We start from the raw sequence: 18712 nt of genomic DNA, 5'->3' as shown, positions 1-18712 counted from the left end.
AGACCTTTCGCTATCCTCGTACGGATGAGGCTACGTTCGCTCTGGGGTCGGGGTTTCGGGGGAGCTCTCGCGACGACCGCGCTCGTCGTCGCGTGCGGCGGCGGGTCGGGCGGCGGCGGTGGCGGAGGTGCGTCGACGTCGAGCGCATTCATCGCGTCGTTCTGCGACGTCATCGGGTCGTGCTGCCCGAAGGTCGACAAGACGTACAACCAGCAGAAGTGCGTCAACCTCTACAACGCGATCATCGGCGAGGCGGGCACGTACGATCCGGCCAAGGGCCAGACGTGCCTCGACGCGCTCCGCGCCGCGCAGAGCCAGCCGGCGTTCTGCAACGACGACGACGATGACGACGACACGCAGAGCCAAGCGTGCGAGGACGTCTTCAAGGAGGCCGCGCCGGCGGGCGGGACGAAGCAGCCCGGCGAGCTCTGCGACGGCGAAGGCCAGTGCGCCGCGCAGCCGGACGGCGAGGTCGAGTGCGCCTCGTTCTCGACCGGGCAGGCGACCACGCGAAAGTGCCAGGTCCAGGTCCGCGCGAAGGAAGGCGACGCGTGCGTCGGCGACAAAGAGGACGAGGACTCCTTCGTCTTCAGCGGCAGCGACGACGCCCCGCGCGTCGGGGTCTGCTGGCGGCCCGACGGCCTCTCGTGCGACCGGGAGAAGAAGTGCGCGAAGCTCGTCGCCGAGGGCGGCGAGTGCGGCTTCTCGTTCGGCAACAACCCGTGCGTGAAGGGCGCGTACTGCAAGAGCGACACGAAGAAGTGCACGCCGGTGCTGAAGCGCGGAGAAGCGTGCACCAGCTCGGAGGAGTGCGGCGCGATCGGCTGCTTCAACGGCAAGTGCGGCGGCGAGAGCAGCAGCGGAGCGGGCCTCGCGCTCGTGTGCGATTGACGACGCGCGTTCGGAGCTTCTTCTTCGGCGTCGTCGCGACCACGAGCGCGATCGTCGCGTGCAGCGGGGGCGGCGGCACCTCGGGAGGAGGCGGCGCCACGACGTCCTCGTTCGCGACGGAGTATTGCGACATCCTCGGCGGCACGTGCTGTCCGAAGCAGGGCAAGACGTACAACGGCGGGACGTGCCGCGCGCTCCTCGCGCTCGGCGGCGCGTCCGAGGACGTCGCGTTCGACGCCGCGCGCGCCGACGCCTGCCTCGCCGCGCTCCGGAGCGCGCAGTCGGCGCCGACGTTCTGCGAGGACCTCGGCGGCAAGGCCGTCGACGACACGTGCGACGGCGTCTATACGCGCACCGGCAGCGGGACGAAGCAGCCCGGCGCCGTCTGCGAGTCGGACGCGGAGTGCGCCCCGGATCCGAGCGGCGACGTGGAGTGCGTGTTCTCGTCGAGCTCCGACGGCGGCACGAGCCGGACGTGCGTCGTCTACGTCCGCGCGAAGGAGAACGACACGTGCCTCGGCGACAAGGCGACCTCGCCGTTCGACGGCACGTCGACCTCGACGACGGCGAGCGGCGACGGCCCGCGCCGCGAGGTCTGCTGGGAGGCCGACGGCCTCTATTGCAGCTACGGCAGGGGCGGCGAGCCGCGCGTGTGCAAGAAGCGCAGCGCGATCGGCGAGGCGTGCGAGGGGTACGGGCAGAACAGCTGCGTGGCCGGCGCGCTCTGCGGCAGCGGCGCGACGTGCGTCGCGTTCGGGGAGGTCGGCGAAGACTGCGCGGCGACGGGAGCTTGCGTGCGCGGAGCGTTCTGCGATCCGAACACCCAGAAGTGCGGGGTGACGATCCCGCCGGGCGGCGCCTGCACCCGCAACGTCGAGTGCGGGACCTTCGGCTCGTGCACGAACGGCAAGTGCGAGGGCGGCAGCCTCGGCGTCGGCCTGTTTTTCTGCTCGCAGTAGCCCGAAATTCGCGAACAATTTCGAGCCATCACCCTCGTATTGCCGCGTCCTGGGGTGTGCGGTAAGCACGCGGACCCATGCCGCAAGAAGTGCACTCGAACGGGATCAATGGAACCGCCGCGCCCGCGGCGGCCCAGGCCCGGCTGGACGTCAGCGCCCAGTTCAAAGGCAAGCGCCTCCTCATCCTCGGCGGCACCGGCTTCCTCGGGAAGATCTTCTGGATCCTCATCCTCGCGCGCTACCCCGAGCTCGGGAAGATCTACCTCCTCGTCCGCAAGTCCAAGACCGAGACGAGCGAGGAGCGCTTCTGGAGCACGATCGCGACGAGCGAGGCGATGCAGCCGCTCAAGGAGCAGCACGGCGACGGCTTCGAGGCCTTCCTCCGCGAGAAGGTCGTCCCGATCGACGGAGACGTCGCGCGGAAGAACTGCGGCGTCGACGTCGAGGCGCTGCGCGGACAGGTCGACTGCGTCGTCAACGTCGCCGGCGTCGTCGACTTCAACCCGCCGCTCGACGAGGCGCTCGACACGAACGCGTTCGGCGCGCAGAACCTCGTCGCCCTCGTGCGCGCGCTCGGCGACGTGCCGCTCATGCACACGTCGACCTGCTACGTCGTCGGCAACCGGCAGGGCCTCATCCTCGAAGAGGCCCCCGGCACGACGTATCCGTTCCCCCGCGCGGACGAGCTCGGGCGCGAGCTGTGGGATCCCGAGCGCGAGATCACCGACTGCCTCGACATCATCGCGCAGGCGAAGAGCCGCTGCGAAGACGCGTTCCGCCAGAGCGAGTTCCTCGAGAAGGCGACGAAGAACCTCGTCCGCCGCGGCGAGCCGACGATGGGCGTGCCGCTCGAGGCCGAGCTCAAGAACGTGAAGCGCAAATTCGTGTCCGACCGCCTCGTCGCGGCGGGGCTCGAGCGCGCCGAGCACTGGGGCTGGCCCAACATCTACACGTACACGAAGAGCATCGGCGAGCAGATCCTCGCCCGCTCCGGCATCCGCTACACCATCGCGCGCCCCGCCTGCTGCGAGAGCACGCTCGCCTTCCCGTTCCCCGGCTGGAACGAGGGCATCGGCACCTCCGCGCCGATCATCTACCTCGCGATGCGCGGCGTGCACCAGGTGCCGCTCGGCAAGGGCGTCCTCGACTTCGTCCCCGCCGACATCGTCTGCTACGGCATGGTCATCACGCTCGCGGAGATGCTCGAGGGCACCGCGAAGCCCGTCTACCAGTACGGCACGAGCGACTCGAACCTCTTCACCGCCGAGCGCAGCGGCGAGCTCACCGGCCTCTACAAGCGGCAGTACTTCAAGCGCCGCGCGAAGGGGAACCCGGTCGCGAACGTCTTCCACGCGTACATGGAGCCCGCCGCGGTCACGATGGACCGCTACAACGCGTACGGCGCCGGCGCGATCGGCAAGCTCGCGCGCGCCGCGTCGAAGGCGATCGGCTCCGCGCCGGGGCCGCTCAGGGGCGTCGCGAAGCCCACCGCGAAGGCGCTCGAGTCCGCCGCGGCGCAGAGCGAGCGCGTCGACTTCATCCTCCGCCTCTTCGCGCCGTTCACGACCGACGCGAAGGGCCCGTTCTCGTGCGCCAACACGCGCGCCGCCTACGCGCGCATGAGCGAGGAGGACCGCGCGAAGCTCCCCTGGGCGCCGGAGAAGCTCGATTGGCCCGACTACTGGTTCCATCAGCACATGCCCGCGATGGAGAAGCGCGTCATCCCGTGGATGGATGAGCGCTACAAGCGCGAGCTGAAGCCGCTCAAGTCCCACGACACGCTCGCGTCGCTCGTCGACCAGATGGCGGAGCGCCACGAGCACGCGCTCGCCTTCGGCCGCCTCGAGGACGACGGCATCGCGCGCGTCACGTACCTCGACGTGCGGGCGCGCGCGAACGCCGCCGCCGCGCGCCTCGTGAAGCTCGGGCTCTCGAAGGGCGATCGCGTCGTCCTCTCCGGCCACAACCACCCCGACTGGGCGATCGCGTTCTTCGGCATCGTCCGCGCGGGCGGCACCGCGGTGCCGATCGATCCCGCGCTCGAGCCGGCGCTGTTCGCGAACGTCGTGAAGGAGAGCGAGGCGAAGATCGTCTGCTGGGACGACGAGGTGAAGAAGCGCCTCGGCGACACGCTCGGCGACCTCTCCACCCATCTCCTCGCCGACGTCACCGCCGCCGACGAGACCCTCGCGCGCCCGGACGTGGACGTGGACGACGACGACGTCGCGAGCCTCATCTACACGAGCGGGACGACGGGGCGGCCGAAGGGCGTCATGCTCACGCACGCGAACTTCACCTCCCTCATCGCCGCGCTCGCGCCGCTGTTCCCGCTCTCCGGCGGCGATCGACTCCTCAGCGTGCTCCCGCTCCACCACACGTTCGAGTTCACGTGCGGCATGCTCCTCCCCTTCTCGCGCGGCGCGCGCGTCGTCTACCTCGACGAGCTCTCGGGCGGCCGCGTCTCGCAGGGCCTCAAGGACGCGCGCGTCACCGCGATGGTCGGCGTGCCCGCGGTGTGGCAGCTCCTCGAGCGCCGCATCCTCTCGCAGGTGTCGGCGAAGGGCCCGATCGTGGAGAAGCTCTTCGACGTGATGGCGGACCTGAACCGCCAGCTCTCGAAGGGCACCGGCATCGATCTCGGCAAGGTCCTCTTCGGCCCCGTCCACGACGGGCTCGGCGGCAACATCCGCTACCTCATCTCCGGCGGCGCCGCGCTCCCGAAGGAGACGCAGCAGCTCTTCAGCGGCATCGGCCTCAAGCTCACCGAGGGCTACGGCCTCACCGAGGCCGCGCCGGTGCTCACCGTCGCGAAGCCGGGCTCGCCGCCGGGCCAGGTCGGCAAGGCGATCCCCGGCGTCGAGATCAAGATCGACTCCCCCGACGACAACGGCGTCGGCGAGGTGCTCGCGAAGGGCCCGAACGTGATGGCGGGCTACACCGACCTCGACGCGACGAAGGCGGTGCTCACCGACGACGGCTGGCTCCACACCGGCGACCTCGGCAAGCTCGATCGCCAGGGCCGCCTCCAGATCGTCGGTCGCGTGAAGGACGTCATCGTCACGTCCACCGGCGAGAACGTGTACCCCGACGACATCGAGCGGATGCTCGGGAAGGTCCCCCACCTCCTCGAGATCGCGATCGTCGGCGTGAAGGGCCGCTCCGGCGGCGAGCGCGTCGCGTGCATCGCGGTGCCAGAGGAGGACGAGTCGATCGATCGCGGCGCGCGCAACGACCGCGCGATGGGCGCGCTCCGCTCCGCGATCGCGAAGCTGCCGTACGGACGCCAGCCCGCGATCATGCACCTGTACGACGCGCCGCTCCCGAAGACGGCGACGCGCAAGGTAAAGCGCAACGAGGCGCGCGCGATCCTCGAGCGGATGATCGCGGCGACGGCGCGGCCGGAGGAGGGCGACGCGCCTTCGAGCCCGGTCCGGATCGCGATCGCGGCGGTGAAGGGCAAGAAGGCCGCCGAGATCCACGGCGAGAGCACGATGGCGGACGACCTCGCGTTCGACTCGCTCTCGCTCACGGAGCTCCTCGTCGCGCTCGAGGCGAAGTACGGCGCGATCGAGCCGAAGCAGCTCCAGGCGTGCCGCACGGTCGCGGACGTCGAGAACCTCGTCGGCACCGAGCGCGCGTCGCTGCGCCCGCAGCAGATCGTGAAGTCGCGCTACGCGATCGAGGGCCGTAAAGAGGACGACGACGGCAACAAACCGATCGTGCTCCCGTCTCCGATCCAGGAGCGCGGGAAGAGGCTCATCGGCGTCTTCCAGGACATGTTCTACGGCGACGTGATGCGCTCGAACATCGTCGGGCGCGCGTTCATCCCGCACAACCGCAACACGATCGTCGTCGCGAACCACGGCTCCCACCTCGACATGGGCTTCGTGCGGCACGCGCTCGGCAAGTACGGCGAGGACATCACCACCCTCGCGGCGCAGGACTACTTCTTCGAGAAGAACTCGCTCCAGCGCGCCTTCTTCGAGAACCTCACCAACCTGAAGGCGGTCGACCGCAAGGGCGGCCTCCGCGCGAGCGAGCGGCAGGCGGGCGAGATCCTCTCGAGCGGCAAAACGATGCTCATCTTCCCGGAGGGCACGCGCTCGACCGACGGCGACCTCCACGAGTTCAAGCCGCTGCTCGGACACCTCGCGCTGACCTACGGCGTCGACATCCTCCCGCTCTACCTCTCCGGCACGCGCGAGGCGATGCCGAAGGGGAGCAAGGTCCCGCTCAAGCGCGAGCTCGAGGCGCGGATCGGTCCGCCGATCGCGGTGACGGACATGCGCCGCCTCACGAAGGGCCTCTCCGCCGGCGACGCGTCGCGCGAGGTCGCGAAGCTCGCGCGGCGCGCGGTGCAGGCGCTCAAGGACGGCACCATCCTCGACTGCGCGCGGCTCAAGACGCTCGAGGAGAACGAGCCGAAGGAGCACCCGCTCGTCACGCTCTTCGCGGAGCTCGAGAGCAAGTTCCAGAAGGACGCGGTCGACAAACCGGTCTCCTTCTATTTCACCCTCGGCGGCGACGAGATGGCGAAGTGGACGGTGGTCGTCTCGAAGGACGACTGCAAGGTCTCCCTCGGCAAGCCCGCCGGCGGCACCGCCGACTGCGTCCTCAAGACGAGCGCGGAGATCTTCACGAAGATCGTCCGCGACGCGTACACGCCCGGCCCCGCCGAGTTCCTCTCCGGCGCGATCAAATCGAACGACGTGAGCCTTCTGATGACGTTCCAGAAGGTCTTCGCTCTATCCTGAAGTCATGCTGCGCCGCGTCCTCGTCGTCTCGGCGCTCGCCCACGTCGCCGTCTTCGCGCTCGTGCGCGGGATCGAGGTGCCGGTCGAGGCGGTCGAGCCGGCGCCGCCCACGTACACGCCGTTCGAGGTCGGGTTCGACGAGATCATCACGGAGCCGAGCACCGCGCCGGCCGCGCCCGCGCCGAGCGCCCCGCTCGCGATGGCGGTGGTCCCTGGTTCTTCCGGTCCGAGCACGACCGAGAGCGCGGCGTCGAGCGAACCGGCGCCGCCGAGCGAGCCGGCGCCGGTCGCGAGCAACGGGACCTGGATCGTCTCCGGGTTGTCGCTCGGCATCGCGGCGCCGGGGCAGATCAACCCGTTCCTCGGCCGCGGCGTTCTCCCCGCCGGATCGGCGGAGACGAACGGCGCGGCGACGACGGCGACGGCCGATCCGATGTACATCCCCGAGGACAAGCGCGCCGAGCAGGCGGTGAAGGACGCCCTCCGCGCCCGCGATCACGCGCTCGGCCTCGGGCCGGAGGGCCCCGTCATCACCGCGCTCGAGGCCGCGACGCACGCGGGCTTCGCGCCGGAGCAAGGGACCGCGACGTTCGTCGCCGTCATCGACGAGCGCGGCATCGTCGTCGACCTGAAGCTCACGTCGTCGAGCGCCTCCGGCAAAGCCGGCGCGCAAGGCTGGGAGGACGTGCGCGCGCGCGCGGTGAAGTCGCTCGCGTCCGCGAAGATCCAGATGCGCGGCGTGAAGCGCGCGGAGCTCACGATCGCGGTCGAGTCGAAGGTCGTCCTCCCGAGCGGGAACGATCCGAAGAAGCCGATCACGCCCACCGCCAAGCCGACCGCGGTCGTCACGCGGTCGAACGCGCCCGGATCGCCGAGCGGCGCCGACGTCGCCGCCGGCGCGACCGTCGCCGAGTTCGACCTCACCGACATCGGCGCGAAGAAGACGCGCACCGTCCACGCGAAGCTCGTGCTGATGAGGTCGCTCTAGAACGTGCCCGCGACGCCGAACGGGCTCGCGTAGAACGTCGGGCGCGACGCGGCCTGCTCGACCTTCGCAGGGTTGAGGAGCCCGTAGACGAGGATCCCCGCGCCGACGCCGGCGACGATGAACGACACGGTCGAGATGTTGCCGTAGAGCATCCCCTGATCGATCTTCGCGTCCTCCGACGGCGGACAGCGGTTGTTCTCGCAGCGCGTCGACACGTCGCTCTTCGCGCTGAACGCCATGATGCCGGTGATGCTCCCGGCGACGACGCCCGCCGCCGCGACGCCGCCGCCGATCCACACGAGCGTGCTCGTCGTCGTCGTCGTGGCCTTCGGCTTCGGCGGCGGGGGCGGCGGAGCCTCGGCCGCGCCCGCGACGTCGAGCTCGATCGCCTTCGTCTCCCCCTCCGCGAGGTCGACGCTCGCGCGCTTCTCGTCGCTCGACGTCGACGCGACGATCTGGTGCTTGCCCGGGTTCACCTTGAGCGGCACGCCGACGCTCGCGTCCGACATCTCGCTGTCGTCGAGCTTCACCTTCGCGCCGGCGGGGACCGTCACCGTGAGCGTCGCGAGCCGCGGCGTGATCGCGTCGGCGCGGCTCTTCGCCTCCTCGCGCGCGCGCTTGAACGCGGTCGGCTCGTTCGCTTGCGGCGGGAACCGCGCCGACTCGAGGAAGGTCGCGCGCGCCTCGACGAGGAGCCCGAGCGACTCCTGCGTCTTGCCGAGATCGAGCCCCGTCGTCGGGACGTGCATGATCGCGTGCGCCTTCTCGAAGTCGGCGAGCGCCTCCTTGTGCTGTCCGTTCTTCTTCTTCTCGCGGCCGGAGAGGAGGAGCGTGCGCGCGGTCTCGCGCTCCGCCGCGGTCGGCTCGGCCGCGGCGGCGCTGGTGACGACGAGGATCGCGAGCGCGCCGAGGAGGCAGCGCGCCGTCCGGCGCTCAGAACCCAACATCGTCGCTGTCACCCGCTCCGTTGCCTTTGGGCTTGGTCCCCGGCGACGGCGGCGGCCGCGCGGGGGTCTTGCGGTTCGGTACCGGCCGGACCGCCGGCGGCGGGGCGGGCGGAGGCGGATGCGGCGCGACCGCGACGCTCGACGCGCTCGGCGGCGGCGCCGTGACGATCGGCGGCGGCGGCGCGGCCGTCTCGGTCGCGTTCGCGACGGGGGTGACCGCGGTCGCGGGCGCCGTCATCGCCGGCGGCGCGTCGAACGTGGCCTCGAGCGGCGGAGACGACGCCACGCTCTGCTTGCCGAACCGATAGGCGAGGCCGATGCCCACGACGCCGAGCATCGCGAGGGCCATCACCCCCCACTTCACGCGCGGCGACGAGCCGTACGGCGAGTGCGTGTTCGCGGTCGGGCCGAGCGTCGCGCCGACGTCGATCGTGTTGCCGACGGTGCCGACGGTGATCGGGACCGAAGGGGTGAGCATCAGCGGGCTCGAGATCGGCGCAGGCTGCGAGCCGGGGGGCGCGAAGCCGGGCGGGAGGTGCGGGCCGGTGCCGAACGCGAGCGCCTGGCGGCGGTTCGTCGTGAACGCGACCTCTCCGAACGCGTTCGCGAGCGTGTCACACAGCTCGCGCGCGCTCGCGAACCGCTGCGCCGGATCGCGCGCGAGCGCACATTCCATCCACGCGTCGAGCGCGGGCGGGAGATCGGGACGCTCCGTCGAGACGCGCGGCCGCTCGCCGTGCATGATCGCGTGCGCGATGTGCGCGATGTGCGATCCCTTGAAGGGCGCGCGCCCCGTCATCATGTGGAACGTGAGGACGCCGAGCGCCCAGAGATCGGTCCGGTGGTCGACCGGCGACGTGCCGTCCATCTGCTCCGGGCTCATGTAGGCCGGCGTGCCGAGGAGCGCGTTCGTCGCCGTCATCGTCTCGTCCTCGAGCCGCTTCGCGATCCCGAAGTCGACGAGCTTCACGAACGGCCGCGGCGATCCGTTCACGAGGAAGACGTTGGCCGGCTTGATGTCGCGATGGACGATGCCGCGCTCGTGCGCCTTCGTGAGCGCGGACGCGAGCCCCTCGACCACGTGCATGATCTCGTCGGGACGGAGCGGCCCCCGCGCGCGCATCTCCTTCGCGAGGTCGTGACCTTCGAGCCACTCGAGCACGAGGTAGGGAATGCCGCTCTCGGTGATGCCGTGGTCGAGCGTCTGCACGACGTGCGGGCTGCGGACCTGGAGCGTGGCGTGCACCTCGCGCTCGAAGCGCGCGCACGCCTCCGCGTCGCTCGCGAGCGCCTCGGAGAGGAACTTCACGACGACGTCGGTCTTCAGCTTGTTGTGACTCGCGAGCCAGACCGTTCCCATTCCGCCCGCGCCGAGCCGGCGCACGAGCGTGAGCTCGCGCGTGACCTCGTAGCCTGGGCGGAGGGCCCCCATCCCTCGATTATACCTGCCTTCTAGCTGGCGTGACGCCCCAGGATGAGGGCGGCGAGCATCAGGACCAGAATGACGAGGATCCCGGTGACGAACCCGAGGACGAGCCGCATTCGCCGCCGTTTTCGGCGTGCTTCGCGGCGCTGGGTGGACCGCGACGACTCGCGCCGCGGCGTGGCCGCGGGCATGCGCACATGCTCCGCCGTCGTGGGACGGCGCGACGTCGGCGGCGGCGGGGCGGAGGGGACCCCGCGGGCGGTGCGCTCGGCGCGGCCGGTGAGGATGTGCTGCAGGGTCTGGGTCTCGGCGTCGAGGGCGCCCGCGTTCTGCTCGAGGTCCTGGACGTGACGGGCGCGCTCGTGCAGGTCGGCCGCCGCCGTGCGCCGGACGAAGGCGGAGACGTCCTCGCGATGCGCGGGCGACAGCGCCGCCGCGAGCGCGTCGGCCATCTCCTCTGCGGTGGACCAGCGCCCCTCGCGCGCGTGCGTGAGCGCGCGGAGGCAGACGCGATCGACCGCGGAGGGGATCGGCTCGTCGGCGACGAGGCTCGGGGGATCGATCTGGGCGTCGAAGATCTGCCGCACGAGCTCCTCTTCGCTCCGCGCGTCGAAGAGCCGCCGGCCGACGAGCGTCTCCCACAGCACGACGCCCGCGGCGTAGACGTCGGAGCGACGATCGACCATCTCCCCGAGCGCTTGCTCGGGCGGCATGTACGCGAGCTTGCCCTTGATCTCGCCGCGCATCGTGACGTGCCGCTGCGACGACGCCTTCGCGACGCCGAAGTCGAGGATGCGCGCGACCCCGTCGGTGCCGACGATCACGTTCTGCGGGGACACGTCGCGATGCACGACGAAGAGCGGGCGATTGCTCCCGTCGACGAGCTCGTGCGCGGCGTGGAGGCCGCGGAGGAGATCGCACACGATCGCGACGACGATCCGCGGCGGGATGGATCCGCGCGCCTGCATGAGGAGCTCGAGGAGGCGCGAGAGGGAGATGCCCTCGACGTACTCCATCACGATGAGGAGCTTGCCGCCCTCGGACGCGACGTCGAGCGTCTGCACGACGTTCGGGTGTTTGATCCGCGAGGTGAGCGTCGCCTCGTCGAGGAACATCGTCGCGAACGCCTCGTCCTCCGCGAGCTCCTGGCGCATGCTCTTGATCGCGACGAGCTCTTGGCGGCTCCGCCGCGAGCGGCGGCGCCCGAGGAACACCGTCGCCATGCCCCCCGACGCGAGCTCACCGAGGAGCTGGTAGTGCTCCGCCGAGACCAGGTTCGTCATGGGCAGCTCATCATCATACCGCCGCTTGCCGCCCCGCGGCGCTCCGACTACGACGTGGCCGTGAGCCGCTATCTCGTCACCGGAGCGACCGGGTTCCTCGGGCGTCATCTCGTCCGCACGCTGCTCGATCGCGGCGACGCGGTGGTCGCGCTGGTGCGCAAGCCGGCCGACCTCCCCGCCGCCGTGACGCAGGTCACCGGTGACGTCCTCGATCCCGAGAGCATCGCGGAGGCGCTCGTCGGGTGCGACGGAGTCTTCCACTGCGCGGGCAAGGTCTCGCGCAAGCCCGAGGACGCGGAGGAGCTCTACAAGCTCCACGTCGACGGGACGAAGAACGTCCTCGCCGCGATGGTGAAGCGCGGCGTGCTCCGCGTCGTCGTCGCGTCGACGAGCGGCACGATCGCGGTCGGCGACGATCCCGATCGCATCTACACCGAGGAGGACTCGAGCCCGATCGGCCTCCTCCAGCGCTGGCCGTACTACCGCTCGAAGCTCTTCGCCGAGATGGCGGCGCTCGAGCAGAACGGCAAGGACGGGCTCGAGGTCGTCTGCGTGAACCCCACGCTCCTCCTCGGCCCCGGCGACGTGAACGGCTCCTCGACGGAGGACGTGCGCCTCTTCCTCGAGCGGAAGATCCCCGCGATCCCGCCCGGCGGCCTCTCCTACGTCGACGCGCGCGACGCCGCGCTCGCGATGGCGCTCGCGATGGACAAGGGGATCGGCGGCCGCCGCTACCTCATCGGCGCGTGCAACCTCACGATCAAGGAGTTCTTCGCGCGGCTCGAGCGCGTGTCCGGCGTGCGCGGCCCCATCCTCCCGATGCCGCGGCAGGCGCGCGAGATCGCGAAGACCGGCGCCGAGATGCTGCAGCAGCTCTCGGAGCGCCTCGGCATCCCGGTCTCGGTCGACCCCGTCAGCCTCGATATGGCGCACTTCTACTGGTACCTCGACGCGTCGCTCGCCGAGAGCGAGCTCGGCTGGGCGCCGCGCGATCCGACCGTCACGCTCGTCGCCACCGTGCGCGACCTCGAAGAGCGCGGCGTGGTCTGGCCGCAGACGGGCGGCTCCTTCCTCTCCACGCTCCGCCGTCGCATCACCGACGTGCGTGACGAAGCGTGAAGCCGCTCCTCGTCGTCAACCCGCGCTCGGGCGGCGGCACGACCGCGCGCACCTTCGCGGCGATGCGCGGCACGATCGAGCGCGCGCTCGGGGCGTGCGAGGTCGCGATGACGGAGCACCCCGGCCACGGCATCGACCTCGCGCGGCAAGGCGCGATCGCGGGGCACCCGCTCGTCGTCGCGGTCGGCGGCGACGGCACGATCCACGAGGTCGTGAACGGCCTCATGCAGGCGCGCTCGTCCGACTACGGGACGAAGGCGGCGGAGACGGCGCTCGGCGTCATCGGTCAGGGCACCGGCGGCGACTTCCGCAAGACGCTCGGCACCGAGCACCGGCTCGATCGCTACGTCGAGGCGATCGCGAGCGGGAAGCAGCGCGCGATCGACGTCGGCAAGTTCAGCGGCGGCGGCAAGACGAGCCACTGGTTCGTGAACATCCTCTCTGCCGGCATGGGCGGCCTCGTCGACCGCTACGTCGCGAGCGCGCCGCGCGCGCTCGGCGGCAAGGCGGCGTACTTCGGCGCGTCGCTGAAGGCGCTCTTCAACGCCGAGCTCGGGCACGTGCGCGTCACGATCACGAACGACGGCAAGAGCGAGGAGCACCTCGTTCGCTCCTTCATGATCGCGATCTGCAACGGCCGCTACTTCGGCGGCGGGATGAAGGTCGCGCCGATGGCGGAGATCGACGACGGCGTCCTCGAGCTCGTCGCGCTCGGCGCCACCTCGAAGATCGGCTTCGCCCTCACCTCCGGCAGCATCTACTCCGGCGATCACGTCAACCAGGCCGGCACGGTCCACCTCCGCGGGCAGAAGATGAAGCTCGAGCTCGTGAACACGAGCGCGTCGGACGTCTACCTCCTCGACGTCGACGGCGAGCCGATGGGCGGGCTGCCGCTCGAGGTCGAGGTCGTGCCGAAGGCGCTGACGCTGCGGGCCTGATGGACGTCTATCTCCTCCGCACCTCGCTCGTCGACGAAGGCGCCGCGTTCCTCTCGGCGGAGGGCCGGCGCATGATCCGCGCGCTCGGCCACAAGCTGAAGATGACGGAGGAGCCCTCGTTCGATCGCTTCGTCGTGTCGCCGGAGCCCGCCGCGGTGCAGACCGCGGAGCTCTTCGCCGATCGCACCGACTACGTCGGCGTCGTGGAGACGCTGCCGCTCCTCGTCGGGAGCACGCCGGCGGAGGTGATCGTCCCGCTCCTCTCCGCGCGCGGTTCCTCCATCGTCGTCGTCGCGGACGAGCCGATCCTCGGGACGATCGGCGCCTTCCTCGTCGGTCGCCCCACCTTCCCGCCGGCCGTGCCGGGACAGGTCTCCTTCGTGCGAGACCGTACTCCGGAGTGGCTGCTCCGCCCCGGCGAGATCGGCCGTCAGGTTCTGCTCGTCGCCTGAACGCGGTACGCTGAGGGGATGGCTCGCTGGGGGACGGCGCTCGCTTCGATCATGCTCGCGGCGTGTGGCCTCGAGATCGCCGGCACCGGCACGAGCGACGTCACACCGGGAGGTCCGGCTCCGTCGGGGACGGAGAGCGGCGCCGGCGCTCCCGCTCCCGCTCCCGCCGGTACGAACGGCGACACGGATCCGGACCCGACGACGCCGGTCACCGACGGCGGGAGGGACGACGACACGGCGAGGGTGGCGGCGGGGACGGTGCAGCAGCTCGCGACCGGGCTCGGAGCGATGCGGGCGATCGCCGTGCGCGACGACGGCGTCTACGTCGCGGTGAGCGGTCCCGCCCAGCGCGTCCGGCGCACGCCCGGCGGCGGCGCGGCGCAGAGCGTCCCCGCGATCGACGGCGCGACCTCGCTCTTCACCTCGGGCAACGACCTCTACTGGATCAACGACACGAACGTCGGGCGCTACCCGTCGGCCAGCCATGGAGGCGAGAGCGGCGGGAGGGACGTCGTCGTCGCGAACGGCCGCGTGCTCGCCGCGTGGAACAACTACGTCGAGTCGTACCGCACGAGCGACTTCTCGGACGAGCAGCGGCACAACTCGAGCTCCGGCATCACCCCGGTGGCGGTCGCGGGCGACGCGACGAAGATCTACTGGGCGGACTCGAAGACCAACGGGATCCACCGCGGCGATTGGACCCAGAGCAACGGCGCGAGCTGGAGCGGAGCGACCGCGCCGACGGCGCTCTTCGCCGACGACGCGAGCGTGTACTTCACGACGAACACCACCGTCCACCGCGTCATGAAGACGTCCGGCGGCGCGAGCAACGAGGTGGCGGGCGGGCTCGCGAAGCCGGTCTCCCTCGTCGGTGACGACTCCCATCTCTACTGGTTCGAGGCGACGACCGGAGCGCTGCGGCGCCGGCCGAAGCAGGCCGCCTCCGCGGCGCCCTCGGAGCTGATCGCGAGCGGGCCCGCGTTCCCTGCCGGCGCCTATCCGCGGCTCATCGTCGTCACCGCGGATTGGGTCTATTTCGGTCACCCCGGCGCCGGAACGGTCTCGCGCTACAAGAAATAGCGCGCTCAGGCTCCGTGCGGGCCGGTCGCTTCGTAGACCTCGCGCAGGAGGTCGACGCCCGGGGTCTTCTTGCCGTCCGCGATCGCCCACACCGTGTCGCGCATCGTCGTGTTCACGGGGGTGGAGACGCCGTGGCGCTTCCCTTGGAGGGCGACCTCGCCGTTGAGGAAGTCGACCGCGGGGGTGCGGCCGCGCTCGATCGCGGAGAGCATCGAGCTCTTCATGCGGCGGTAGCGGAGGCCGACCGCGAGGAGCAGCGTGTGCTTCGCGACGAGGCTCGGCGAGCCCGCCGCGTGCGCCTCCTCCTCCGTGAGCGCGATCCAGTTGAGGTCGAGCGTGCCGGACACCTTCTCGAGGCGCACGTTCTCCTTGCGTGCAACATGCACGGTCTCGGTCATGATCTCGAGCGCGAGGCGCCGCACGATGCGGTGCTGCATCAGCGCGCCGAGGCGGTCGCCGCCGACGGTGCCGAGCGCGGAGATGGCGCAGTTGATCGCGAGCTTGCTCCAGCGCTTGCCGGGGAGGTTCTGCGTCGTCTCGACCGGCCCCACCGCCTCGAGCGCGGCGACGAGGTCGTCGTGATCGGAGCCGAAGGGCTCGCCGGCCGGGTAGCCGAGCGTGAAGCCGCCCGCCGCCGTCTTCTCGTAGAGCCCCGGCTCCGGCATCGTCGCGCCCCAGCCGACGACGGCGCCGATGACGCGATCGTCGCCCGCGATCTTCGCGATGCGCCGCTCGCAGAGGCCGTTCTGGAGGCAGACCATCGCGCCGTCGTCGCCGAGGAGCGGGAGCGCTTGCCGCGCGGCCTCTTCGACCTGCGGCGGCTGCGTCGCGAGGAGCACGTAGTCGAACTTCTCGCCGCGCTCGATGAGCGGCGCGACGCCGAGCGAGACCTTCGCCTTCACGCTGCGCGGCGCGCCTTCGCCGACGACCTTCATCCCGCGATCGACCACCGCGTCGTGGATCGCCTGGTTGGTCGTGACCGCGGTCACGTCGTGACCGATCTCCGAGAGCGACGCGGTGATGACGCCGCCGATGCCACCGGCGCCGACGACGAGGAAACGAGAGGCTGCGAGTACGTCCGACATCGAGCGGCTCCATAGCACTGCCGTACGAACGAGCCACGGCGAGCGAAAGCGCCTCGTAAAGCTTCAGATTCGTTGAAACATTTCGCCCGACCGTACGACTACCGGCGCGCGGCGATCCGGGGCATGCTCCGCGCTCCCCATGCGCCGCGCCGTCCTCGTCCTCCTCGTCGCCAGCGCGTGCTCGTCGCGTCCGGCGCGTGACGCGACCGCGAGCGACGCGGCGCGCTCGCTCCACGCGCTCTTCAACGCCGACTGGGAATTCACGATGCGGGAGCATCCGACGTGGGCCTCGAGCCTCGGCGACCATCGCTACGGCGATCGCTGGGACGACGTGAGCCTCGCGGCAGAGGCGCGCCGCGACCAATACGAAGACATGGCGCTCGCGGAGATCGAGAAGATCCCGCGCGCCGCGCTCGGGCGCGAGGACGCGCTGTCGTGGGACCTCTTCCGCCATCGCTACGCCGTCGCGGTCGAGGGTCGCGAGTACCGCCAGCACCTCCTCCCCATCAACCAGCGCGGAGGGATCCAGACCGCCGACGAGCTCGCGGACGCGCTGCCGTTCAAGACGGACAAGGACTTCGCCGACTGGAACGCGCGCCTCCGCTCGTTCCCGGCGTACATGGACCAGACGATCGAGCTCCTCGCCGCCGGCGTGAAGGAAGGCATCGTCCACCCGCGCGTCGTGATGGAGCGCGTGACGGGCCAGATCGAGAAGCAGATCGTCGCCGATCCGAAGAAGAGCCCGTTCTTTGCACCTTACAAGGACCACGCGGGCCCCGCCGCGCGCGCGGCGGAGGCGGAGGCGCTCGTAGAGAGCGCGGTCGTCCCCGCCTTCGTGAAGCTGAAGGCGTTCTGGACGGAGACGTACCTGCCCGCGTGCAAGCCCGACGTCGGCGCGTGGCAGCTGCCGAAGGCGCCGGCGCGCTACGCGTACCTCGCGCGGCTCCACACGACGACGAAGCTCACGCCGGACGAGATCCACGCGATCGGCCTCCGCGAGGTCGCGCGCATCCGCGGCGAGATGGAGGCGGCGAAGGCGCGCGCGGGCTTCACCGGCACGACGAAGGAGCTCTTCACGTTCCTCCGGAGCGACCCGCGCTTCTTCTACGCCGACGGCGACGAGCTCCTCGCCGCCTACCGGCAGCTCGGGCAGCGCATCGATCCCCTCCTCCCGCGCGTGTTCTCGCGCCTCCCGAAGACGCCGTACACGGTGCAGCCGGTGCCGGACAACGTCGCGCCCGACACGACGACGGCGTACTACCGCGAGCCGGCCGCGGACGGCTCGCGGCCCGGCACCTACTTCGTGAACCTCTACAAGCCGGAGTCGCGGCCGAAATGGGAGATGGTCGCGCTCTCGCTCCACGAGTCGGTGCCGGGGCATCACCTCCAGATCGCGCTCGCGACCGAGCAGGCGAACATCCCGCCGTTCCGGCGCCACGGCGGCTACAACGCGTTCGTCGAGGGGTGGGCGCTCTACGCGGAGAGCCTCGGCGACGAGCTCGGGCTCTACGACGATCCCTGGTCGAAGATCGGGCAGCTCACCTACGAGATGTGGCGCGCGGTGCGGCTCGTCGTCGACACCGGCATCCATCACCTGAAATGGGATCGCCAGCGCGCGATCGACTTCTTCCTCGAGAACGCGCCGAAGGCGGAGCTCGACGTCGTGAACGAGGTCGACCGCTACATCGCGTGGCCGGGGCAGGCGCTCGCGTACAAGATCGGCGAGCTGAAGATCAAGGAGCTGCGCAAGAAGACGAAGCTCGACGAAAAGGCGTTCCACGAGGCGGTCCTCGGCGAAGGACCGCTTCCGCTCGACGTGCTCGAGCAAGAGATGAAGAGGAAGGAGCCGCGATGAAGAACGGACTGAGGACATGGGACGGAGCGACGGTCGTGATCACGGGAGCGGCGTCGGGCTTCGGCCGCGCGTTCGCGGAGACGCTCGCCAAGCGCGGCGCGAACCTCGTGCTCTCCGACATCCAGCGCGCGAAGCTCGAGGACACCGTCACCGCGATCGAGGAGGCCGGCGGCAAGGCGCGCGGCGTCGTCCTCGACGTGCGCGACAAGGGCGCGTGCGCCGACCTCGTCGAGAACGCCTTCGCGCTCGAGGGGCGGCTCGACTACGTCTTCGCGAACGCGGGCATCGGCGTCTTCGGCGAGACGCACCTGCTCGAGGACAAGGAGTGGGACGCCGTCATCGACGTGAACGTCTGGGGCGTCGTCCACGTCGTGCGCCCCGCGTACCGCAAGATGGTGGCGCAGGGCTTCGGCCACATCGTGAACACGGCGTCGCTCGCGGGGCTCGTGCAGTCGCCGTTCCTCGCGCCGTACGCGCTGACGAAACACGCCGTCGTCGGCCTCTCGAAGACGATGCGGGTGGAGGCGGCGTCGAAGGGCGTCCGCGTCAGCGCGCTCTGCCCCGGCGCCGTGCGGACGCCGATCCTCAGCGAGAGCCAGCTCGGCGGCTCGATCTACGACATCACCGCGGAGCGCATGCTCGCGTGGTGGAAGCGCATCGGCCCGATCATGGAGCTCGAGGACTTCACGCGCGAAGCCCTCGCGGCGATCGAGAAGAACGAGGGCATCATCGTCCTCCCGCGCCGCAACGTCGGCCTCCACAAGCTTCTCAGCCTCCTCCCGCAAGCGGCGGGCGAGAAGATCGCGCAGAAGATCTACGAAGACTCGCTCCGCCACTTCCCGGAGCTCGCCCGCGGCCGCGCCGCCACGATCGTCCGCGACGCGACGACCGCCCGCGCTCCGCGCGCCGTCCAAGCCTCGGAGTCCTCGTAGGTC

General features: G+C 70.7%; 14 protein-coding genes. 10 read left to right on the top strand and 4 right to left on the bottom strand.

Translation table 11 applies throughout. From position 1 onward, the window contains the following. Positions 1-24 precede the first annotated feature (24 nt). The 4 genes from KF837_31790 to KF837_31775 all read left to right on the top strand — a co-directional run bounded on the left by KF837_31790 (position 25) and on the right by KF837_31775 (position 7592). Positions 25-891, top strand: coding sequence for a hypothetical protein (locus KF837_31790; protein MBX3231951.1), 867 nt, complete (start codon positions 25-27; stop codon positions 889-891). Then, entirely contained in the window at positions 888-1850 is a 963-nt protein-coding gene (locus KF837_31785) for a hypothetical protein (protein ID MBX3231950.1), read from the top strand. The genes KF837_31790 and KF837_31785 overlap by 4 nt, the downstream gene beginning before the upstream one ends. A gap of 77 nt (positions 1851-1927) precedes the next feature. Next, positions 1928-6604 (top strand): AMP-binding protein, encoded by a 4677-nt coding sequence (locus tag KF837_31780; protein ID MBX3231949.1) that lies wholly within the window; start codon positions 1928-1930, stop codon positions 6602-6604. Positions 6605-6608: 4 nt separating this feature from the next. Next, positions 6609-7592: a hypothetical protein gene (locus KF837_31775; GenBank protein MBX3231948.1), complete on the top strand. Its 984-nt coding sequence runs from the start codon at positions 6609-6611 to the stop codon at positions 7590-7592. Here KF837_31775 and KF837_31770 read toward each other — a convergent pair. The 3 genes from KF837_31770 to KF837_31760 are packed head-to-tail and all read right to left on the bottom strand — an operon-like array spanning position 7589 to position 11248. Continuing rightward, positions 7589-8539 carry a hypothetical protein gene (locus KF837_31770; protein MBX3231947.1) on the bottom strand — a complete coding sequence of 317 codons (951 nt, stop codon included), beginning with the start codon at positions 8537-8539 and terminating at the stop codon, positions 7589-7591. The two genes, KF837_31775 and KF837_31770, sit on opposite strands and share 4 nt — an antisense overlap. Then, positions 8526-9971 carry a protein kinase gene (locus tag KF837_31765; GenBank protein MBX3231946.1) on the bottom strand — a complete coding sequence of 482 codons (1446 nt, stop codon included), beginning with the start codon at positions 9969-9971 and terminating at the stop codon, positions 8526-8528. Before KF837_31765 ends, KF837_31770 begins: the two co-directional genes overlap by 14 nt. A gap of 20 nt (positions 9972-9991) precedes the next feature. Then, on the bottom strand, positions 9992-11248 hold the full coding sequence (locus KF837_31760; GenBank protein ID MBX3231945.1) for a serine/threonine protein kinase: 1257 nt from the start codon (positions 11246-11248) through the stop codon (positions 9992-9994). Positions 11249-11308: 60 nt separating this feature from the next. Here KF837_31760 and KF837_31755 point away from each other — a divergent pair, with 60 nt between their 5' ends. From KF837_31755 to KF837_31740, 4 genes are read left to right on the top strand one after another with little or no spacing between them, the layout of a single operon-like run. Continuing rightward, complete coding sequence (locus tag KF837_31755) at positions 11309-12367, top strand: NAD-dependent epimerase/dehydratase family protein (GenBank protein ID MBX3231944.1); 1059 nt, start codon at positions 11309-11311, stop codon at positions 12365-12367. Beyond that, complete coding sequence (locus KF837_31750; GenBank protein MBX3231943.1) at positions 12364-13305, top strand: diacylglycerol kinase family lipid kinase; 942 nt, start codon at positions 12364-12366, stop codon at positions 13303-13305. The genes KF837_31755 and KF837_31750 overlap by 4 nt, the downstream gene beginning before the upstream one ends. After that, positions 13305-13757 carry a histidine phosphatase family protein gene (locus KF837_31745; protein MBX3231942.1) on the top strand — a complete coding sequence of 151 codons (453 nt, stop codon included), beginning with the start codon at positions 13305-13307 and terminating at the stop codon, positions 13755-13757. The genes KF837_31750 and KF837_31745 overlap by 1 nt, the downstream gene beginning before the upstream one ends. Positions 13758-13775: 18 nt before the next feature. Further along, the gene (locus tag KF837_31740) at positions 13776-14837 is read left to right on the top strand and encodes a hypothetical protein (protein MBX3231941.1); all 1062 of its coding nucleotides are present in this window, start codon (positions 13776-13778) and stop codon (positions 14835-14837) included. A 5-nt stretch (positions 14838-14842) separates the two neighbouring features. On the opposite strand, the gene KF837_31735 is transcribed toward KF837_31740, so the two are convergent. Beyond that, positions 14843-15922, bottom strand: a complete 1080-nt coding sequence (locus KF837_31735) for a 2-dehydropantoate 2-reductase (GenBank protein ID MBX3231940.1) — start codon at positions 15920-15922, stop codon at positions 14843-14845. 139 nt (positions 15923-16061) lie between these two features. Between KF837_31735 and KF837_31730 the strand changes: the two genes are divergently transcribed. Next, a complete protein-coding gene (locus tag KF837_31730; GenBank protein ID MBX3231939.1) occupies positions 16062-17777 on the top strand; it encodes a DUF885 domain-containing protein in 1716 nt (571 codons plus the stop codon). Continuing rightward, positions 17774-18709, top strand: coding sequence for an SDR family oxidoreductase (locus tag KF837_31725; GenBank protein MBX3231938.1), 936 nt, complete (start codon positions 17774-17776; stop codon positions 18707-18709). Before KF837_31730 ends, KF837_31725 begins: the two co-directional genes overlap by 4 nt. Positions 18710-18712: the final 3 nt, after the last annotated feature.

It is taken from the genome of Labilithrix sp. (genome assembly GCA_019637155.1).
Taxonomy (GTDB): domain Bacteria; phylum Myxococcota_A; class Polyangia; order Polyangiales; family Polyangiaceae; genus Labilithrix.
Note: the sequence above shows the minus strand (reverse complement) of the source record. Positions and strands in the feature narration are given on the sequence as shown.

Bases quoted from the DNA above. Each gene is read 5' to 3' on its own strand.
- KF837_31790 (MBX3231951.1), top strand. From the start codon at position 25: ATGAGGCTACGTTCGCTCTGGGGTCGGGGTTTCGGGGGAGCTCTCGCG.
- KF837_31780 (MBX3231949.1), top strand. From the start codon at position 1,928: ATGCCGCAAGAAGTGCACTCGAACGGGATCAATGGAACCGCCGCGCCC.
- KF837_31775 (MBX3231948.1), top strand. From the start codon at position 6,609: ATGCTGCGCCGCGTCCTCGTCGTCTCGGCGCTCGCCCACGTCGCCGTC.
- KF837_31770 (MBX3231947.1), bottom strand. From the start codon at position 8,539: ATGTTGGGTTCTGAGCGCCGGACGGCGCGCTGCCTCCTCGGCGCGCTC.
- KF837_31765 (MBX3231946.1), bottom strand. From the start codon at position 9,971: ATGGGGGCCCTCCGCCCAGGCTACGAGGTCACGCGCGAGCTCACGCTC.
- KF837_31760 (MBX3231945.1), bottom strand. From the start codon at position 11,248: ATGACGAACCTGGTCTCGGCGGAGCACTACCAGCTCCTCGGTGAGCTC.
- KF837_31745 (MBX3231942.1), top strand. From the start codon at position 13,305: ATGGACGTCTATCTCCTCCGCACCTCGCTCGTCGACGAAGGCGCCGCG.
- KF837_31740 (MBX3231941.1), top strand. From the start codon at position 13,776: ATGGCTCGCTGGGGGACGGCGCTCGCTTCGATCATGCTCGCGGCGTGT.
- KF837_31735 (MBX3231940.1), bottom strand. From the start codon at position 15,922: ATGTCGGACGTACTCGCAGCCTCTCGTTTCCTCGTCGTCGGCGCCGGT.
- KF837_31730 (MBX3231939.1), top strand. From the start codon at position 16,062: ATGCGCCGCGCCGTCCTCGTCCTCCTCGTCGCCAGCGCGTGCTCGTCG.
- KF837_31725 (MBX3231938.1), top strand. From the start codon at position 17,774: ATGAAGAACGGACTGAGGACATGGGACGGAGCGACGGTCGTGATCACG.